The sequence below is a fragment of the Mesorhizobium sp. LNJC391B00 genome (assembly GCF_000502535.1).
Classification (GTDB): Bacteria; Pseudomonadota; Alphaproteobacteria; order Rhizobiales; family Rhizobiaceae; genus Mesorhizobium.
The window spans coordinates 54,792-69,794 of the sequence record NZ_AYWI01000016.1; the positions used below are offsets into that span (position 1 = coordinate 54,792).

Consider the following 15,003-nt stretch of genomic DNA (forward strand, 5'->3'; position numbering starts at 1 on the left):
TCATTCCTTGCCCGTTGCAACGGGCGTATCTGATAGCCCGCCCCATTCCGTCCATGAGCCGTCATAGAGCCGGTTGTCGGTGTGACCGAGCGTCTCCAGCGCCAGCGTGATGACCGCCGCCGTCACGCCGGAACCGCACGAGGTCACGATCGGTTTCGACAGATCGATGCCGGCATCTTCAATGGCCTTGCGCAACTGGTCCTTCGACAGCAGCGCGCCGTCCTGCGACAGCGCCGAATAAGGCAGGTTGCGCGCACCAGGCATGTGACCGGAGCGAACGCCGGCGCGAGGCTCAGGCTCGGTGCCGGCGAAACGGCCGGCGCCACGGGCGTCGGCAATCTGGCTTTCTTTCGTTTCGACGATGCGACGCATGTCGGCTAGGCTGGCGAGGCGGGCGGCGTCGAAATCTGCGTGGAACACGTTTGGCGCGATCTTGGTCGGCTCCGCCGTCACCGGCCGGCCGGCCGCCTTCCAGCGGTCGAAGCCGCCATCCAGCACATAGGCCTGGAACACGCCCATGACACGGAACATCCACCAGGCGCGCGGCGCCGAGAAGAAGCCCGGACCGTCATAGACGACGATGGTGTCGTCGGCCGAAATACCCATGGCGCCGACATATTGCGCGAAATGCTGCGGCGAAGGCAGCGTGTGCGGCAGCTTGGCATCTGGGTCCGAGGCCGCATCCTGATCGAAGAAGCGCGCACCCGGAATATGCGCGGCCTCATATTCGGCGCGTGCATCGCGCTTCTGCGCCGGCAGGTACCAGGACGCATCGACGATCGTCAGGCCGGGCTCGCCAAGACGGCTCTGCAACCAGTCCGCATCGACTGTGAAAGGGCTGTCATCGGCCATCGTTGTTCTCCTGCCTTGTTGGCCGACTACTATATTTTGGCGGCCATTCGGTTCCGGATCCTGTTTGGCCCGACAATCTGAATGCGCAGCGAGCGCACGACGTAGTCAGCCGCAGCAGGTGTGTTGATTCTGATTGTTTTCGTGTTTCGTGGCGAGTACGGAGTGATGGTTATGATCTGGGATGGGCGGGGTCAATAAAATCTCGACATGAGCAATCTCTTGTTTTCCCGAACTCCGAGCAATCCGGCTTCGCTCGGGCTTGTTTGCAATTTTCTTGCACACTATCCGCCTTTCGATGGTTACGAGTTCGGCTTGATGGTGAAGACGCTACGCTATCAAATGGATCAGCAGACACATATGATCGGCTCGATCGACGACGTTATCGTGGCCTACGTTGGATGGATCCAGACCAGTCGCGAGATAGCGGAGGCATGGGCGAAGAATGGCGGTCCGCTCAATCCTTTTCCCGGCGGCGACGCTACCGCCGTCACGGTGCTGGCGACGCGGTCTTCGTCCCATATCCTGCCACTTATCAAGAACGCCAAGCTCATAAACCTTGACAAGTCGGTGTTCTGGAAACGCGACTTCATTGACAACCGCGGCTCGGTCAAGCGTGCCGTCCGCAAGCGCGACATCTGATGAGTTCGGCCAAGCCTGCCGAGGCACTGACGCAAGAAATACTTATCCGGCTGGATGACCGGTATGCCGCAATGTTCGTGCGCATCTGGCGGCCAGCCGGCACGCCTCACGCCACAGTTTTCTGCCTTCACGGCTTCACCGGCAATGGTGCCGATTTTAACTACCTCGCCACATTCTTGTGCCGCAATGGTTTCCTGGTTGTCTGCCCAGACCTGTTGGGGCGCGGGCGTAGCGCCTATCTGGGCTCCGGCTACGACATCAACGTCTATTCCAAGTGCCTGCGCGCGCTTGGCGAGTTCGCCGGCACGGAGAACCACTTCATCGGCACTTCGTGGGGCGGCACGATCTTGCTGTTGTTTCTGCACATGACTCGCTCCAAGGCCACGAAAATCGTTCTCAACGACGTTCCAATGCTCGGCGGGCCTAAGGTCGACGCTATGAGAGACGCCGTCATGAAGGAAAGTGCGCTTAAATTTGAGAGCCGTGCGGCTGCCAAGGACTATCTGGCCACCACCAGATCCCTCATGGGGCCGGTCGAGGACGCAGTGTTCAATCGCTATGTGGAGAACCGGATCGCAGCCGGTCCCGAGGGCTTCCGGCTCGCCTATGACCCCGCAACGACGGGAAATTTTGGCGCACTGACCGGCCGCCAATACGATCTTTTCCCAATCGCTGCCAAGATCGACGCCCGCGTTCTGTTGATGTACGGCCGCGACAGCCAATTCGTCGACCGGCAGGCCATCGAGCGCACACGGCTCGCACGGCCTGATCTGTGGCTTGTCGACAACATCGATGCTGGCGATCCGCCATCGCTGATGACGCTGGACCAGGCTCTGCTCATCCTGGGGTTCCTGTCTGCGGCCTAAATCTGGCGTGTGATTGTGGGTTGGTTCCGGATATGCATTTCGACGATTTGTACAGTGAATACATCTCGGCGACCTATGATCGCCAAAGCTCAACCGAAAATCCCGCCAAGATCCTGATTTGCACCACTCCGCGAACGGCCGGGCATTCCTATTGCCAAACCTTGCAACAGTTCGGCTTGGGAATCCCAACCGAGTATTTTCAGTGGCAGTATGCCTTGCCGCTGATGATACGCTGGTCGGCCGACAACACAATTGATCTTGAAAAACTCAACGAGCGGGCAATGGCCTATGGTCGCCAGCTCCTGGCGAAAAGGACTGAGAACGGTGTGTTCGCCGCCAAGATTTTTTTTGAAAACCTGCCATTCGCACGCAATTCAATCGGCAACGACGACGGCAACTCGTTCTATGTCTTCCTCTCAAGAAGAAACAAGGTGGATCAAACCATAAGCCTGCTTTCGATGCTCCATACTGGCCAGCCGTTCGACAGTCGGGAGACGCTGCCTGGAATCCCCAAGGTGACAATTTTGACCGAGAGGGTTGCCAGGGATACCGCCCAACATATTTTCGACAGCGAAATCAGGTGGAAAAATTACCTGAACACCCTTGATCAGAGCAGAGTGGCTGAGGTCTGCTACGAGGACTTCATCGCCAACCAGCAGGAAAACGTTTCCGCCACGATGAGCAACTGGTTCCCAGGTTTCGAGTTGAAATCAAAAGCCGTATCGACGGGTGCGCGCTATGCGCATGATGCCGAACTCAAGGCGATGATCAAAAGGCAATTTGGGGACTATGTCGCTCGGTTTTGGCAGGACCATGCCTGACCCTGCGTTTCATCGACGCGAAACACTGACGGAGGCACCCTGCGCCGGGCGCAGTGCCAGCGCATAGTCGAACCGGATGACATCGTCGGCCCGGCTAAAAGCAAACTGGCGCACAATGGCAAGGACTGCCTCCCGAACTTCCAGCCGGCCGAGACGTGCGCCACCGCACATGCGCGGTCCGGTGAGGAAAGGAATGAAGGCCCTCCGATCAAAGCTGTTGTCGAGGAACTCCTTCCGGCTGGCATTGAAGACACGCGGGTTTGACCAGAAAGCCGGGTTCTGGTGCACGCCGACGATCGACACCATGATCAATTGTCCGGCGTAGAGACGCCGACCTTCGAGAACCGTATCGGCACCGACTTCCCGGGTCAGGAACGGAATCGGAGGGAAAAAGCGCATCGTCTCGTTGATCATGCAATCGGTATACGGCGTCTGCGCATCGCCCGAGAGAACCTCGGCATGGATACGGTCTTGCACCTGCTGGTTTGCCCCCAGTCGATCGATCACCCAAAGTGCGGTCGTCACCGATGTCTCGACGCCTGCGAAGAAGTTCATGACAAACTCCTCCACCGGCGAGAAGCCTTCGATATCTGTGGCTTCGCTTCTAAAGCGGTCCATCTCCGCAGCGGCGCGGGGATCCGCCATCAGCAGCGATGCGAAATCGGCGACCACCGCGCGAGCGTCCTGGATAGCGTTCCCACGTTCGGCGGTCGTCGGCGTNGCAGCGATGCGAAATCGGCGACCACCGCGCGAGCGTCCTGGATAGCGTTCCCACGTTCGGCGGTCGTCGGCGTCACCCAGGAATAATATTGGAGACGCCTCAGAACGTCGCGGACCCTGTCGAGCAGCAACAGCGTCGCCGCCATATCGGGAACAAGGCCGAAAGCCCTGTAAAATATGGTCATCGACGCGGCGAACAACGATTGCTGGATGGCTGGTAGCGTGGCGTCGCTACTGGACAGACAGGTGGCGAAGATTTCCGCAACGGGGTGCTGCTGCGCCGGCTTGGCGGCCGCCAAATAGACGTCCTGGGTGATGGTACGCCGGACCGACCAATCCTGATCGTTCGTGTTGAAACGGCTGAAACCGAGCGCCGAGATCAGGGAGAAGTTCTTCCGAAAGAGCTCCGGCGCCTTGACGATTGTGTCGACGGCTTCCGGATTGTCAAAGACAACCATGTTGCCGAAGTCGCTGGGCCGACCACTCGTTTCCGCCTGCCCGCCATGAGCAAAAAGCGCATAGACGAGGTTGTTGAGAACGCTTTCGATTTGTATCCGGTCGTCCATCGATGCCCCCCGCGCAGCCGTAGACACCAGGCGGCCAGCGCCGACATCTCGACCAGAAACTCCTACGCTATCACATTCGATTCGCAGAGATAAAACGGGTTCTGTGGCAAACGCGTAACACTGCCCGATAAATGATTATGGCAGCTATGACGAAAGGTGCCGCTGCGGTAGTGTGCGAGTGGGCTAATATCAATTCAGATCGATTCCAGGCGGGGAAAAATGCGAAATCAGGTTTCAAGTAAGCTTCTTGCTACGGTTGCAGCGTCTGCCGCTTCGGTGACATCAGTTGGTGTGGTCGCGGCTCATGCCGCCGATGCACAGGTAACCGATCCTGCAGTGGTCGATTCCCGCATCAAGATTGCCTTCGAAGGCGCGGTCTATCAATCCAACGTCGACAAGCTTGGCGATACCAGCGACAAGCTCGGCAGTGGCAATGATTTCGGCGATCTCTACGGATCAGTGGCGCTCACCAAAGCGATTTCTTCGGATGTGGACTGGAGGCTCGCTGGTACTTTTCACGCCGGCCAGGACAACGACTTTAGTCTGAATGTCCCGCAAAGTGGCGGCGTCATCGGCCTGTCGTTCGGCAACAGCTACAATTTCCAGACGCTCGACTTCGATATCGGCAAGCATGTCGAGGCGCAGGGCGCCGACATCCGGTTCTTCGGCGGTCTGCGCTTGCTGCACTCCAAGGAGAAGCTGAATTTCAATGTGAGCGCCACTCCCAATGATCCGGCCGACAAGGGCGGCAACGCTGACAAGCTTGGCTCATCCGAGTTCTACGGCATCGGTCCGCGCCTCGGCGCCGAAGTCTACTATCCGCTGGGTGAGACGTGGGGTCTTACCGGTGCGGTTTCGGGCTCGGCTATGTGGGGCCGACGGACGGACAAGTTTAGCCTCCACGAACATGAGAGCGATCCAAGCGATCCTACTCCTGATCCAGATATCAACGTCAGCGAAAGCCAGCATTCCAACAAGGTTGTTACCAGCATAGACCTTTCCGGTGGCGTGACTTTCAAACCGTGGGAAGATACCACGTTCACCGCAGGCTATCGGGTCGAACAGTGGCACAATCTGCTTGAGATGGCGGACAAGAGCACCCAGACATTCAACGGCCCGTTCCTGCGCCTCGAAGTCAAGATGTAGGCCGGCGGTTCGAGCCTCCCAACTCGGTCTACTGCTTCGAATGGATTGCAATTGACGGAACAGGAAGTGGCGTTTGAATCTAGGGTTGCCGTCAATGGCAACGTCAAACTGCACTACACAGCGGCGGGCTCAGGCCCGCCGATTGTGTTTCTGCATGGCATTCCGGATCACGGAATGGGCTGGCGCCGGCAGATGCAAGCGCTCTGCGACCGATATCGGGTGATCGCGCCGGACCTGAGGGGCTTCGGACAAAGCGATGGACCACAAGGCCATGGCAACTATGCGCTGACCCACCTGGTCAACGACGTGCTGGCTGTTCTTGCAGCGGAAAAGCTGACCCAGGCCGCTATTGTCGGCCATGACTGGGGTGGCATCATCGCATGGTGGCTGGCCGTACGCGTGCCGCAGGTCGTGCGCCATCTCATCCTGCTGTCGGCACCGCACCCCCGCAACTATCTGCGTGCGGTCGCCGATCCGGCCAATGCCGAGATCATCGGATATGTACGTGGCTTCCAGGTCCCGGGCGCCACCCAGATGCTGGACATCGACAAACTCGCCACCTGGGTCGCCGATCCGCAGGACAGGCAGGCCCTGACAGATTCGCTCAGGCGATCCGATCCGGAAGCGATGCTGGGCTACTACAGGGCCAACATACCGCTTGGCAGGGTGCCGGATCTGGGCCAGCTGCCTTTGGTCAAGGCGCCGACCCTTGTGCTGTTTGGCTCCGACGATCCCTATGTGCCGTCAAGCGCTTTTGACGGGACCTTCCGAGAAGTCGACAACGTTACCGCCGTGATTGCTTTGCCCGGGGCTGGCCACTTCATCCACCATCAAGCAGCCAAGTTTGTCACCGAGCAGATCGAAGCATGGGTTGAGCGATCACCGTCCAGTTTCCGACACCTTGGTTAAGCCAAGGTGTCTCAGACCGGCTGAGCAACATAGAGGCCACGTGCTATTTGACCCTAATTCGCCGGCATTGGTCCGAAGCGAATGCGAAAACGCCGGTTTTCGCGGCCCTTCTTCTCGATCTTGCCGATATGGATTTCACCGACTTCGCCGGTGCTTTTGACATGGGTGCCGCCGCAGGGCTGGCTGTCGATCGAAGCGTTGTCGCCGATGCAGACCAGGCGGATCTTGCCGGTGCCGGCGGGCGGCCGGACATTCTTGGATTTCACCAGGCCAGGATTGGCTGCCAGATCCTCGTCGGTGATCAGCCTGATGAAGATCGGATGATCGGCTCGCACCAGCTCCATCAGCCCGGCGGTGACGTCTTCCCTCGTGAAGCCGGCATCGGGAGCGTCGAAGTCGACGCGGCTGTCATCTTCGGAAACCGCAGCACCGGTAATCGGAAACGGACAGACTACGGTGAGCAAATGGCAAGCTGCGTGCATGCGCATCAGGAGATGCCGCCGCTCCCAGTCGATGGCGAGTTTCACCCGCTCGCCGACCTCGGGTGCCGGCTGCTCCGGCGCCGGTACATGGATGATCTCGTCCTTGGTCTCGCCGGTGATGGTGGCGGCAATGGCGATGCGGCTGCCGTCGGCGCGCTCTAATGTGCCGGTATCGCCAGGCTGGCCGCCCGATGTGGCATAGAAGATGGTCCGGTCGAGAATGATGCCGCCGCGCTCGTTGATGGCGACAACAGTGGCGTCAGCCGCTCTGAGATAGGCGTCGTCGCGAAACAGCGCTTCTGTTCTGTGCGCCATCAGGCGACCTTCTCATACGGCACCGAAATTGCGCTGCGCTCATCCATCCAGCCCGGCACCGGCAGGTTCTTCTCGCGCAGGAATTCCGGGTTGAACAGCTTCGACTGGTAGCGCGTGCCATAGTCGGCAAGGATGGTCACGATGGTGTGGCCGGGGCCAAGCTCGCGCGCCAGCCGTATCGCGCCGGCAATGTTGATGCCGGTCGAACCGCCGACGCACAGGCCTTCTTCCTGGATCAGCTCGAAGACGATCGGCAGCGCTTCCTCGTCCGGCACCTGGAACGAGAAGTCCGGCGTGAACCCATCGAGATTTGCCGTGATGCGCCCCTGCCCTATCCCTTCGGTGATCGAGCTGCCGTCGGACTTCAATTCGCCACTGGTGTAGAAGGAATAGAGCGCCGCACCTAGCGGATCGGCGAGCGCGATCTTGACGTTGCTGCTCCTGGCCTTCAGCCCGAAGGCGACGCCGGCCAGCGTTCCGCCCGAACCCACCGCCGAGACGAAACCATCGACCTTGCCGCCGGTCTGCGTCCAGATTTCTTCCGCCGTGGTGCGGATATGGCCGTCGCGATTGGCAACGTTGTCGAACTGGTTGGCCCAGATCGCGCCGTTCGGCTCCGACCTCGCCATCTGCTCGGCTAGCCGCCCCGACAGTTTCACGTAGTTGTTGGGGTTCTTGTAAGGCACCGCCGGCACTTCGATCAGCTCGGCGCCAAGCAGCTTGATCGTGTCCTTCTTTTCCTGGCTCTGGGTGTCGGGAATGACGATCACTGTGCGATAGCCCAGCGCCTTGGCAACCAGCGTCAGGCCAATGCCGGTATTGCCTGCCGTGCCTTCGACGATGACCCCGCCCGGCTTCAACAGCCCGCGCTGTTCGGCGTCGCGGATGATGAACAGGCCTGCGCGATCCTTGACCGACTGGCCGGGGTTCATGAACTCGGCCTTGCCCAGGATCTCGCAGCCGGTCTGCTCCGAGGCCTTGTTGAGGCGGATCAGGGGCGTGTTGCCGATCGCTTCGATCACAGAACGGGGCATCCGGGATTCCTTATGTAGCTGCGGCGAGACCCTAGAAACCCGAAGCGTGCGTTTCAAGGTAAGAATTCGCCTGGTCCAGTCGCATTTCGGGCACTGCAATCTCCCGCGGCCGGACAACGCGCGATGACGATCATTTCAACCAGGACGGAAAAGCGCTCTTTTCATTCGATTTTTTCACCGCTAGAGCACTAATGACAGATCGGCAGGGCGCAGAATGACACTTTACCGGGCCAACCCGAAGCACGGCGTCGCCTGGATAACCGGCGGCAGCAGCGGCATCGGCCGTGCGCTGGCAAAGGACCTCGCGGCAAAGGGCTTTGTCGTCGCGGTCACCGCACTCGACGGCGACCCACTCGACGCGCTCATCGTCGAGACTGCGCAGATGCCGGGACGTGTCGTCGCCTACCCTTGCGACGTCACCGATGAGCCGCGCATGGCAAGCACGGTGGCGGCGATCGAAAAGGAGCTCGGCCCGATCGTGCTCGCCGTCTTCAACGCCGGCAACTACATCGCCACGCCCGGCGAAGACCTCAGGGTCCGCGACTTTCGCCAGACCTTCGAGGTCAACTATTTCGGTATCATCAATGGCATCGTCCCGCTCATGGAGCGCATGCGCATCCGTGCGCGCGGCCATATCGTGCTTGTCGGGTCGGTCACCGCCTATTTCGGCTGGCCGACCACGGCGGCCTATGGCGGCTCGAAGGCGGCGATCAACATCTTGGCCGAGTCGCTGAAATACGATTTCGACAAGATGAATGTACGCATCCAGGTGATGAACCCGGGCTTCATCGACACGCCGCTGACCGAAAAGAACATGCTGCCGATGCCGGGACTGATGCCGGTCAACCGCGCCTCGCGCCGCATGCTGCGCGGCATCGAGCATGGCGGCTTCGAGGTCACCTTCCCTCACCGGCTGAGCTGGGGGCTGAAGCTGCTGGCACTGCTGCCAAGGCCAGTCTGCCGGTGGTTCATCAGCACGGCGACCCGCTGGACAGGGCGGCCGCTGAATTTCGACCGCAAGCCGCCGAACGAATAGCTGTCCACAGCCCGGCTGTTGCCTGACTGCACCGGCCGCCATAGGCTTTAGAATTGTTGTGGAGTCTGAGATGGGGCGACGGATCGTGCTTGCGGTGCTGGGCGTCGTCATCATCCTTGTCCTGGCCCTCCTGCTTGGTCCGCGCGTTCCCGTCGACACAACAATCAGCTTCGACCCCAAGGTGATCGGCGACGATCCGCAAGCGTATATCGCGCGTGAAGAGGCTACCGTGCCCAACGTCCGCGACGCCCTCGAGAAAGAAATCATCTGGGCCGATCCGATGGTTCACGCCAGGACGCCATTGGCGATCGTCTATATCCATGGCTTTTCGGCATCGAAGGGCGAGGTTCGCCCGCTGGCCGACGAGGTCGCCGACCAACTCGACGCCAACCTTTTCTACACCCGCCTCACCGGTCATGGTCAGGACGGCGCTGCTATGGCGCAAGGCAGCGTCAATGCCTGGATCAACGACTATGAGGAGGCGCTCGCCATCGGCCGGGCCATCGGTGACAAAGTCATCGTCGTCGGCACCTCGACCGGTGGCTCGCTGGCGGCATGGGCGGCGACCGAGCCTGGCGCATCGGACGGCGTCGCTGCAATCGCATTCATCTCGCCGAATTTCGGCATCAGGGCTTCAGGCGCCGAGCTGCTGACCATGCCCTGGGGCAGGCAGATCGCCGAGTTCGTCGGCGGCAAGGAGCGCAGCTTTCCGACCCGCAACGCGCTGCACGAGAAACTCTGGACGCACACATATCCAATGGCAGCCGTGCTACCGATGGCGGCGCTGACCAACCTTGCCTACGCAGCGCCTGTGGAGAAGGCAACCATACCGGCGCTGTTCATCTTCTCGGATTCCGACAAGGTGGTGCGCCAGGATCGCACCCGCGAAATCGCCGGCCGCTGGGGCGCACCGCATGAACTGGTGCCCGTCGACGACAATGGCGATCCCGACGACCACGTCATTGCCGGCGACGCGCTGTCGCCCTCGACCACGGCTTTCCTGGCGCAGCGGATCGTCGTGTGGGTGAAGGCAATTACCGCGCAGCCCTAAACGAAAAGGACGGCCGAAGCATTGCCCCGGCCGTCCTCATATACAATCGTCAGCAATCAAGCCAGGCTCGACGAGCCTGACCGGTTCGTCTGATCACGCAGCCCGCGCCGCGGGCCGCTTGCCGCCGAAGCGGCGCTTGTTGTTGCCCTTGAAGGCCTTGGCGCCTTCCGGCTTGCGCTCGCTTGCACCCGCAAAAGCCGGCTTGTCACCAAAACGCTTCTTGGCGAAGCCGTTGTTCTGGCCACCGGGCCGCCTGCCGTCGCGACGGCCATTGCGGTCGTTGCGATCATTGGCGGGCTCGAAGCGCTCGTTCTTTTCGGCCGGATTGCGCACCGGATCGGGGCTGCCGAGATGGTCGGCAACGATCGGCAGCTTGCTGCGGATGATGCGCTCGACCTGACGCAGCTTGCTGTTTTCGGAAGGATCGCAAAGCGTGATGGCGATGCCGTCCATGCCGTTACGGCCGGTACGGCCGATGCGGTGGACATAGCTTTCGGCCTCATCCGGCAGATCGAAATTCACCACATGGCTGATGCCGGGGACGTCGATGCCGCGCGCCGCGATGTCGGTAGCCACGAGAATGCGCACCGAGCCCTCGCGGAAATCGTTGAGCGCCTTCTGGCGGGCGTTCTGCGACTTGTTGCCGTGGATGACGGCGGCCTTGAAGCCGTCGCGTTCGAGGTCCTTGGTCACCCGGTCGGCGCCATGTTTGGTGCGCGAAAAGATGATGACGGACTTCATCGCTTCGTCGGCGAGCATCGTCGACAGCACCTGGCGCTTCTGCCTTGTGCGGGCAAAGACAACGCCCTGCACGATTTCGGCAGCAGCGGTGCTCTGCGGCGCGACTTCGACGCGGATCGGGTTCTTCAACAGGCCCTTCGCCAGCTCGGCGATTTCGTTGGGCATGGTGGCCGAGAACAGCACCGTCTGACGGTCGGGCGCGGTCGCCTTGGCGATCCGCTTGACGTCGTTGATGAAGCCCATATCGAGCATGCGGTCGCCCTCGTCCAGCACCAGCCATTTGGTGTCGGAGAGAATCAAGTCGCCCTCGCGCACCAGGTCGGTCAGGCGGCCGGGCGTGGCGATCAGGATGTCGACGCCGGGAGCGACCTTCTTCACCTGGCTGAAGCGCGAGACGCCGCCAAGCACGAGAGCGGTCGAGACATGCGCGCCCTTGGCGAGGATCTTGATGGTGTCCTCGATCTGGACGGCGAGTTCGCGCGTCGGCGCCAGGATCAGCGCACGCGTGGTCTTGGCTCGGCGCTTGGTGCCGAGCGCGATGATCTTCGACAGGATCGGCAGCGCGAAGGCAGCGGTCTTGCCGGAGCCGGTCTGGGCGATGCCGAAGATATCACGGCCTTCCATCTGCGGCGGGATCGCCTGCGTCTGGATCGGCTTCGGCTCGGTGAAGCCGGCGCCATGCGTCGCCTTGAGCAGCGCGCCCGTAATTCCAAGGGCTGCGAAACCGGTGAGCTCCGCAGTGTTGCCGGTCGAGATAGCGTTACCGGCTGAGGTGTTTTCGTTGGTCAAAATAGTCTTCTTTCACGCGGTCTTGGCCGCAAATATCGATGGCGGCAGGGCGCAACCTGCCGTCGAAAATTTGATATGAAACGACAAGGCGGGCGGACGGAAACGTCCACTCGGCTGCGCTGTCGTGCCCGCAGGCGTCATGCCACGGGACTCTTTCGCCACTTCGTGATGTATCGGAAAGAGGGGCCGATATACCGGAAAGAGGGAAAACAGACGCAACCAGTCTCATTTGTCGAGAAGGCCGGAATCTCCGGCCCAAGCGCCTATGGGCTGCATATGGCTGAGTTCGCTCCGGAATACAAGGGGCCACATGTTGCAGCGCAATAATCGAGGCCGAAAGCGGCGCTTGCACACGCCTGCAGGCATCATTACCACAAATGCAGCTTCCATTTCTGGAGACCGAGCGATGAAGGATGTGCTGAAGGAACTCGAGCGCCGCCGCGAGATCGCCCGCATGGGCGGCGGCCAGACCCGCATCGACGCCCAGCACAAGAAGGGCAAGCTGACGGCGCGCGAACGTATCGAGGTCTTTCTCGACGAAGGCTCGTTCGAGGAGTTCGACATGTATGTCGAGCATCGCTCGACCGATTTCGGCATGGAGAAGACCAAGATCGCAGGCGATGGCGTCGTCACCGGCTGGGGCACGGTCAATGGCCGTCCGGTCTATCTCTTCGCCAAGGACTTTACCGTCTTCGGCGGCTCGCTGTCGGAGGCGCATGCCGAAAAGGTCATCAAGGTGCAAGAGATGGCGTTGCGCAATCGCGCGCCGATCATCGGTCTCTACGATGCCGGAGGCGCCCGCATCCAGGAAGGCGTGGCGGCGCTTGGCGGCTATGCCGAGATCTTTCAGCGCAACGTGCTGGCCTCCGGCGTCATACCGCAGATTTCCGTGATCATGGGGCCGTGCGCCGGCGGCGACGTCTATTCGCCTGCGATGACCGACTTCATCTTCATGGTGCGCGACACCTCTTATATGTTCGTCACCGGGCCGGATGTGGTGAAGACCGTAACCAACGAGACGGTGACGGCCGAGAGCCTTGGCGGCGCGTCCGTCCACACGACCAAATCCTCGATCGCCGATGGCGCCTACGACAATGACGTCGAGGCGCTGTTGCAGATGCGCCGGCTGGTCGATCTGCTGCCGGCGTCCAACACGTCGGAGCTTCCGGAGGTCGAATGCTATCAGTCGGTCACCGACCATGATCTGTCGCTCGACCGGCTGATCCCGGACAACGCCAACAAGCCCTATGATATCAAGGAGTTGATCCTCAAAGTTGCCGACGAAGGCGACTTCTTCGAGATCCAGCAGAACTTCGCCAAGAACATCGTCACCGGGTTTGGCCGCGTCGAGGGCCGTACCGTCGGCTTCGTCGCCAACCAGCCGATGGTGCTGGCCGGCGTGCTCGATTCCGACGCAAGCCGCAAGGCGGCGCGCTTCGTGCGCTTCTGCGACTGTTTTTCCATTCCCATCGTCACCTTCGTCGACGTGCCGGGCTTCCTGCCCGGCACCGCGCAGGAATATGGCGGCCTGATCAAGCATGGCGCGAAACTCCTGTTTGCCTACGCCGAGGCGACCGTGCCGAAAATCACGGTCATCACCCGCAAAGCCTATGGCGGCGCCTATGACGTGATGGCCTCAAAGCACCTGCGTGGCGACATGAACTATGCCTGGCCGACGGCGCAGATCGCGGTGATGGGGGCGAGAGGCGCGGTCGAGATCATCTACCGTAAGGATATCGGCGACGCCGAAAAGATCGCAGCCCACACAAAGTCTTACGAAGACCGCTTCCTGTCGCCCTTCGTCGCCGCCGAACGCGGCTATGTCGACGAGGTGATCATGCCGCATTCGACCCGCCGCCGCATCGCGCGGGCGCTGCGCATGCTGCGCAACAAGGACATGCAGAATCCCTGGAAGAAGCACGACAACATCCCGTTGTAACATCCAATGTCGCGACTGATCATCAGCGCCGGTCGGCGGTTTGGCAGGTTCACGGTCCTGTTTTTCGTTGTTCCCGCTCTCATCATCTTCTGCGTCTGGATGTCCCTGCTCGACAACCATCCAATCTGGTTTATCGCCAGCGGCTTCGTCGTCATGCCGATCGCCACCACGGCCTTGGCATTTCTGTTCGGCACATTGTTTGCGGGCTTCCGACGCAGCAAGATCAAAGGCGTCAGTGAAGCAGAAGCGCCCGGCCTGTGGGCGCTGTGGCGGAGCGTCGCCGGACCGCGCCGTGCTGCGCGCACGGTTGTCATACTAGAGGGCAACCTGAACGCCAGCGTGCGCGAAGAGCGCACGCTTCTCGGCCTTCTCGGCAATCGGCTGTTTCTAACCATTGGCATCCCTCTCCTCGCAGTGACCGATGAAAGAGCGCTTGCCGCGATCCTTGCCCATGAGGACGCGCATGTGCGCAACAAGGATACCAATGGCAGCCTCAATCTCGCTGAGTTCGAAAACGGTTTCGGATTTGTCTTCGAGTATGCCCCGCCCGGAACCACGATCACAGGCAGCCTGCTCCACGCCGCTATCGGCTGGCTGTCGCAATCGTTCGAGCGGGAAGAAATCCGGCTTTCGCGCGAAGCGGAGATCAAGGCAGATCGACACACGGCATCCTCCGGCGACGCCGAGCACGCCGCACGCGCGCTGTTGCTTCTTGCCACGGCAGACGTGCATTTCACGGAGACGGTCTATGACCCTTTGCAGCATGAATTGCGAGGTGCTTTGCGTCCGCCGCGACCGCCGCTCGAGCGCATGCTGGAAGCTGCCGGCCAGCTGCGAGAACCCATTTGCCTCGATGTTTGCGCCCGCAAGGCGTGGGCAAGCCCGGATGATGCAAAGTCCACCCATCCATCATGGGCTCAACGGCTGGCGGCGCTTGGCTACACGGAGCCGCCCGACCTGGACCCGATCGCCGTGACCGCGCTCTCGACGCTGCTGAACTCGAGCGTAGCACAGCGCCACATTTCGGAATTCGACACCAAATGGACTGCGCGGATGGAAGACTATCTCCAGCGCTGAACTGGTGGTCGCCCAACTCG

The 15,003-nt window shown here is 60.9% G+C and carries 14 protein-coding genes; 9 read left to right on the forward strand and 5 right to left on the reverse strand.

Translation table 11 applies throughout. The annotated features are described in order from the left end of the window. On the reverse strand, window positions 1-852 hold the full coding sequence (gene sseA, locus X750_RS137940) for a 3-mercaptopyruvate sulfurtransferase (RefSeq protein WP_023706531.1): 852 nt from the start codon (window positions 850-852) through the stop codon (window positions 1-3). A gap of 207 nt (window positions 853-1,059) precedes the next feature. On the opposite strand from sseA, the gene X750_RS137935 reads away from it, so the two are divergent. From X750_RS137935 to X750_RS137925, 3 genes are read left to right on the forward strand one after another with little or no spacing between them, the layout of a single operon-like run. Continuing rightward, window positions 1,060-1,491 (forward strand): hypothetical protein, encoded by a 432-nt coding sequence (locus X750_RS137935; RefSeq protein ID WP_023672793.1) that lies wholly within the window; start codon window positions 1,060-1,062, stop codon window positions 1,489-1,491. Further along, a complete protein-coding gene (locus X750_RS137930) occupies window positions 1,491-2,357 on the forward strand; it encodes an alpha/beta fold hydrolase (protein ID WP_023706530.1) in 867 nt (288 codons plus the stop codon). Before X750_RS137935 ends, X750_RS137930 begins: the two co-directional genes overlap by 1 nt. A 32-nt stretch (window positions 2,358-2,389) precedes the next feature. Beyond that, a complete protein-coding gene (locus X750_RS137925) occupies window positions 2,390-3,178 on the forward strand; it encodes a Stf0 family sulfotransferase (RefSeq protein WP_023706529.1) in 789 nt (262 codons plus the stop codon). Window positions 3,179-3,187: 9 nt separating this feature from the next. Here X750_RS137925 and X750_RS137920 read toward each other — a convergent pair whose 3' ends face one another. After that, window positions 3,188-3,850: a cytochrome P450 gene (locus tag X750_RS137920; RefSeq protein ID WP_023748680.1), complete on the reverse strand. Its 663-nt coding sequence runs from the start codon at window positions 3,848-3,850 to the stop codon at window positions 3,188-3,190. 833 nt (window positions 3,851-4,683) lie between these two features. Between X750_RS137920 and X750_RS137910 the strand changes: the two genes are divergently transcribed. Both X750_RS137910 and X750_RS137905 read left to right on the forward strand, forming a co-directional pair. Further along, entirely contained in the window at window positions 4,684-5,610 is a 927-nt protein-coding gene (locus tag X750_RS137910; RefSeq protein ID WP_156932460.1) for an Lpg1974 family pore-forming outer membrane protein, read from the forward strand. A 51-nt stretch (window positions 5,611-5,661) separates the two neighbouring features. Then, entirely contained in the window at window positions 5,662-6,519 is an 858-nt protein-coding gene (locus X750_RS137905) for an alpha/beta hydrolase (protein ID WP_023708490.1), read from the forward strand. Between the two features lie 53 nt (window positions 6,520-6,572). On the opposite strand, the gene X750_RS137900 is transcribed toward X750_RS137905, so the two are convergent. Beyond that, entirely contained in the window at window positions 6,573-7,316 is a 744-nt protein-coding gene (locus tag X750_RS137900; protein ID WP_023748682.1) for an alanyl-tRNA editing protein, read from the reverse strand. Further along, on the reverse strand, window positions 7,316-8,350 hold the full coding sequence (locus X750_RS137895) for a cysteine synthase A (protein ID WP_023688429.1): 1,035 nt from the start codon (window positions 8,348-8,350) through the stop codon (window positions 7,316-7,318). The genes X750_RS137900 and X750_RS137895 overlap by 1 nt, the downstream gene beginning before the upstream one ends. A gap of 214 nt (window positions 8,351-8,564) precedes the next feature. On the opposite strand from X750_RS137895, the gene X750_RS137890 reads away from it, so the two are divergent. Both X750_RS137890 and X750_RS137885 read left to right on the forward strand, forming a co-directional pair. Further along, window positions 8,565-9,386, forward strand: coding sequence for an SDR family oxidoreductase (locus X750_RS137890; RefSeq protein WP_023748683.1), 822 nt, complete (start codon window positions 8,565-8,567; stop codon window positions 9,384-9,386). Window positions 9,387-9,456: 70 nt separating this feature from the next. Continuing rightward, entirely contained in the window at window positions 9,457-10,437 is a 981-nt protein-coding gene (locus tag X750_RS137885; RefSeq protein ID WP_023748684.1) for an alpha/beta fold hydrolase, read from the forward strand. A 93-nt stretch (window positions 10,438-10,530) separates the two neighbouring features. On the opposite strand, the gene X750_RS137880 is transcribed toward X750_RS137885, so the two are convergent. Beyond that, entirely contained in the window at window positions 10,531-11,934 is a 1,404-nt protein-coding gene (locus X750_RS137880; protein WP_348524493.1) for a DEAD/DEAH box helicase, read from the reverse strand. Between the two features lie 439 nt (window positions 11,935-12,373). Between X750_RS137880 and X750_RS137875 the strand changes: the two genes are divergently transcribed. Further along, window positions 12,374-13,906, forward strand: a complete 1,533-nt coding sequence (locus tag X750_RS137875; RefSeq protein WP_023743038.1) for an acyl-CoA carboxylase subunit beta — start codon at window positions 12,374-12,376, stop codon at window positions 13,904-13,906. Between the two features lie 153 nt (window positions 13,907-14,059). Then, window positions 14,060-14,983 (forward strand): M48 family metallopeptidase, encoded by a 924-nt coding sequence (locus X750_RS137870; protein WP_198021014.1) that lies wholly within the window; start codon window positions 14,060-14,062, stop codon window positions 14,981-14,983. The last annotated feature ends 20 nt before the right edge of the window (window positions 14,984-15,003 follow it).